The sequence below is a fragment of the bacterium genome (assembly GCA_035528375.1).
GTDB lineage: Bacteria > RBG-13-66-14 > RBG-13-66-14 > RBG-13-66-14 > RBG-13-66-14 > RBG-13-66-14.
This window is the reverse complement of the sequence record DATKYS010000005.1, coordinates 1-3,824: the sequence shown is the minus strand read 5'-3', so window position 1 is coordinate 3,824 and position 3,824 is coordinate 1. Positions and strand designations below refer to the sequence as shown.

At 71.0% G+C, this 3,824-nt stretch carries 3 protein-coding genes; all 3 read left to right on the top strand.

Annotated elements, in window-relative coordinates; all coding sequences use genetic code 11:
* Nucleotides 1-154: 154 nt before the first annotated feature.
* Nucleotides 155-1,276 (top strand): lipid-A-disaccharide synthase, encoded by a 1,122-nt coding sequence (gene lpxB, locus VM054_00280; GenBank protein HUT97493.1) that lies wholly within the window; start codon nucleotides 155-157, stop codon nucleotides 1,274-1,276.
* Complete coding sequence (locus VM054_00275; protein ID HUT97492.1) at nucleotides 1,269-3,047, top strand: ABC transporter ATP-binding protein; 1,779 nt, start codon at nucleotides 1,269-1,271, stop codon at nucleotides 3,045-3,047. The genes lpxB and VM054_00275 overlap by 8 nt, the downstream gene beginning before the upstream one ends.
* Before the next feature lie 116 nt (nucleotides 3,048-3,163).
* On the top strand, nucleotides 3,164-3,824 hold a 661-nt coding region (locus tag VM054_00270; protein ID HUT97491.1), incomplete at its 3' end, for an ATP-binding protein.

Here is a 3,824-nt window from a genome sequence, read left to right as displayed (position 1 = left end):
CCGCGGGCCGACCTAAAGGTCGGCCCCTACGAGGGTGGCGCACGATTCGCACATTATCCGTAGGGGCGGGTCGCTTGACCCGCCCGCGGGCGACCGTGGACGGTCGCCCCTACATCCGTTTGACCCCCGGCGGCCGCCGCGCTATCATCGGGCCATGACGCGTCCGTACCAGCTCCTAATCTCCGCCGGGGAGGCCTCGGGCGACCTGCACGCCGCGGGGCTTCTGCGCGCTCTGAATGAGAGGCTGCCCGGCCTGGCGGTCCGGGGGCTGGGCGGGCCGCGACTGAAAGAGGCCGGGGCCGAGCTGGACCTCGTCTATGGCGACCTGGCGCTCATCGGCGTGGCCGAGGCCCTTTCGAAACTGGGTCAGGTCCGGCGGGCGCTCCGTATCCTGGACCGGGCGCTCGCGGGCTGCGACGCCCTGGTCTGCGTGGACTTCGCCGGGTTCAACAAGTTACTGGCGCGGCGGGCCCGGCGTCGCGGGGTTCCAGTCGTCTACTACATCTGCCCCAAGGTGTGGGCCTGGTGGCCCTGGCGGGCGGCGGGGCTGGCGAGGCTCTGCGACCTGATGCTGGTCATCTTCGACTTCGAGGAGGCGCTCTGGCGCTCGCACGGCGCGCGGGCGGTCTTCGTCGGCCACCCGGTCCCGGACTACCTCCCCGCCCCGGCGCCCCCCGGCGATTTTAGGCGAATCGCGCTCCTGCCGGGGAGCCGGCCCGGGGAGCTGGATAAAATCCTGCCGGTCATGCTCGGCGCGGCGAAAATTTTAAAGATGCGCGACCCCGCGCTCCGCTTCGTCCTCCCCAGCGCCACGGACGAGATCCGTGAGCTGACGGCGACACGGTTGGCCGCGCTTGACGGGGAGCACATCGTCGAGCGGGTCACGGGAAATTTCCACGCCGAGCTTGCCCGCTGCGGCCTGGCCCTCGCGGCCTCGGGAACCGCGAGCCTCGAGGTCGCCTGCCTGGGTGTGCCCCAGGTGCTGGTTTACAAAACCGGATTGCTGACTTACCTCCTCGGCCGGGCCTTGATCCGCGGTCCGTGGATCGGCCTGCCCAATCTGGTGGCGGGGAAGGGAATCGTGCCCGAGCTCCTGCAGGCGCGGTTGACGCCGATGGGCCTGGCCGGGGCGGCCTGGGACCTCCTCGCCGACGAGGGCCTTCGCGGGCGTCAGCGGGAGGCCTGTCTGGAGTTGCGGGGGCGTCTGGGGGGCGGCGGTGCGGCGGAGCGCGCGGCGAATGAAATCGCCGGATTCCTGGAGGGGCGCCGTGGCTGAAAAACACGGCCCCTCGCTGCGGCGCTTCTTCCGGGAAATGCTCACCCAGTGGCCCCTCATCGCCCTGGGCTGGGCGCTGAACCTCGTGGGGTCGGCCGCCGAGGGGGGGCTGCCCTGGCTGGCCGGGATGTTCATAGACCGGCTGTCCGCCCCGAACCCCGGGCTGGATCGGTTCCTCTCCGGCCTGGGGCTCGTCGCCGGGGCGGCGGACTGGCTCCTCCCCCTGGGCATGGCGGTCTCCCTGGCGCTCAACGCCTTTCTGGTCTTCGGCGGGGGCTACGCGATTCAGTACACCGGGCAGCGGCTGACTTACGACCTGCGCCGGCGGTTCTACGACCACCTCCTGGCCCTGGACGTGGGCTTCCACGCCCAAACCGGTTCGAGCGATCCCCTGACGCGCCTGGTCCACGACGTCAACAATCTGTCCAACTCGGTCTACGCGGTGAAGGATTTCGTCACCGCCGCGGCCAGCTCCCTGGTGCTGGTGGGGCTGATTCTGGCGCGTCACTGGCGCCTGGCCCTGGTCACGCTCATCATCCTCCCGCCGGTGGTCGTCGCGCTGAACCTCCTGGGGCGGCTGGTGCGCCGGCACACCCACACCGTGCGCCGGGCGGAGAGCTCGCTCCTGGCCCGGCTGCGGCAGAGTCTGGAGTCCATGCGGGTGGTACGGGCCTTCGGCGCCGAGGAGTACGAGCGGGAGGCCCTCGACCTCCGGGTGGAGGACGCGCGCAAAAAGACCCTCCGCCGGGAACTCACCGCCGCCGTCACCGGTCCCATCATCCAGGCTCTCGGCGTCTCCGGCGTCATCGCCGTCATCGCCTACGGCGTCGGCCTGGTGGACGCAGGGGAGCTGAGCACCGGGATGCTGGTGGAGTTCGTCGGGCTGGTGGCGCTGGTTCTCAAACCCCTGCGCACCCTGGGGCAGGCCAACGCCAACCTGCAGAAGATAGGCGCGTCGGCGGACCGGCTGTACGAGGTTCTCGACCGGGCGCCCGCCGTGGCCGAACCCCCGGAACCGGCGACCCCTCCTCCGCCTCGGGGCGAGGTCGTTTACGAGGGGGTGGGCTTCGCCTACAGCGACCGGCCCGTCCTCGCCGACGTGTCCTTCCGCGCCGAGCCGGGCGAGACGGTGGCCCTGGTCGGACCCTCCGGGGCGGGGAAGAGCACACTGGTCAAGCTCCTGCCCCGGCTCTACGATCCGGGCACGGGGAGCGTCTCCCTGGACGGCCTGGACCTCAAACGCTGGCCTCTGGCGGAACTGCGCTCGAGGATTGCGGTGGTCCCGCAGCAACCGCTGGTCTTTTCCGCCAGTGTGGCGGAGAACCTGCGCTACGGCGCCCCGGATGCGACCGACGACGACCTGCGGGCGGCGCTCGAGGCGGTGGGTCTCGCGGACCGGGTGGAGCGGCTTTCGGGCGGGCTGGCCGGCGGGGTGGGGCGCGACGGGGCTTCACTCTCCGGCGGCGAGCTCCAGCGGCTGGCCATCGCCCGGGCCCTGTTGGCCGATCCCCGGGTGCTCATCCTCGACGAGGCCACCAGCTCCCTGGACGCCGAGAGCGAGCTGGCGGTGCAGCGGGCGCTGGCCCGGCTCATGGCGGGGCGCACGACGCTGGTCATCGCCCACCGCCTGTCCACGGTGCGCGGCGCCGACCGCATCCTGGTCCTCGAAGGGGGGAGAATCGTCGAGCGGGGCGACCACGCGGGGCTGATGGCCGCCGGCGGCCTCTACAGAAATCTCGTCGAGCGCCAGGAGGGCCTTAGAGATGCTTGAAATGCCTTCTCATTATACTGCGCCCGATTGCGTTCGAACGGTTCGTTACGTAGGCTACGGCTAAAAGGCGCCTGACGAGCGGTCATGTGCTATACTCCTCCCCCCCGGAGGTCGGTTTGCCCGAGCGCGAGTGTCCCATCTGCGGCGGGGAAGGCTGGATCGTCGTCCCCGACGGGACCGGCGGCGAGGCCGTGCGCCCCTGCGAGTGCGCCGCGGCCGTTCACCGGCGGGACGTGCTGGGCGCCACCCAGGTCCCCGAGCGCTACTCGCACTGCACCCTGGACAACTTCGCCGGCTCCCTCACCCGCAGCCAGAAGAAGGCCCTCGAGGTCGGCCACCGGTACGCCGAGGAATTTCCCGAGGTGAAGGGCGGCCTCATCTTCTCCGGGGGCTGGGGGGTGGGCAAGACCCATCTGGCGGTTGGGGTGCTGCGGGCGGTGGCCGCGCGGGGGTATCCGTGCCTCTTCGCCGACTCCCGGGAGCTCATCGGCGAGATCCGCACCGCCTACGCCGAGGATTCGCCCATCTCCGCCCGGCGCCTGGTGGAGCGGGTGCTCTCGGTGGAGTTGTTGCTCCTGGACGACCTGGGCGCCTACCACCTCACCAGCTGGGTCCAGGACACCTTCGCCGACATCCTCACCCGGCGCTTCAACGCCTGCCTGCCCGTCATCATCACCACCAACTACCCGGACCGGGCCACCGCGACGAACGCGGAGACGCTGTCGGACCGGATCGGCCCCCGCCTCCGCTCGCGTCTGTACGAGATGTGCCGGCACC

What these genes read in the sequence shown, in the direction of transcription:
- lpxB (HUT97493.1), top strand. Translation starts at nt 155, where the DNA reads ATGACGCGTCCGTACCAGCTCCTAATCTCCGCCGGGGAGGCCTCGGGC.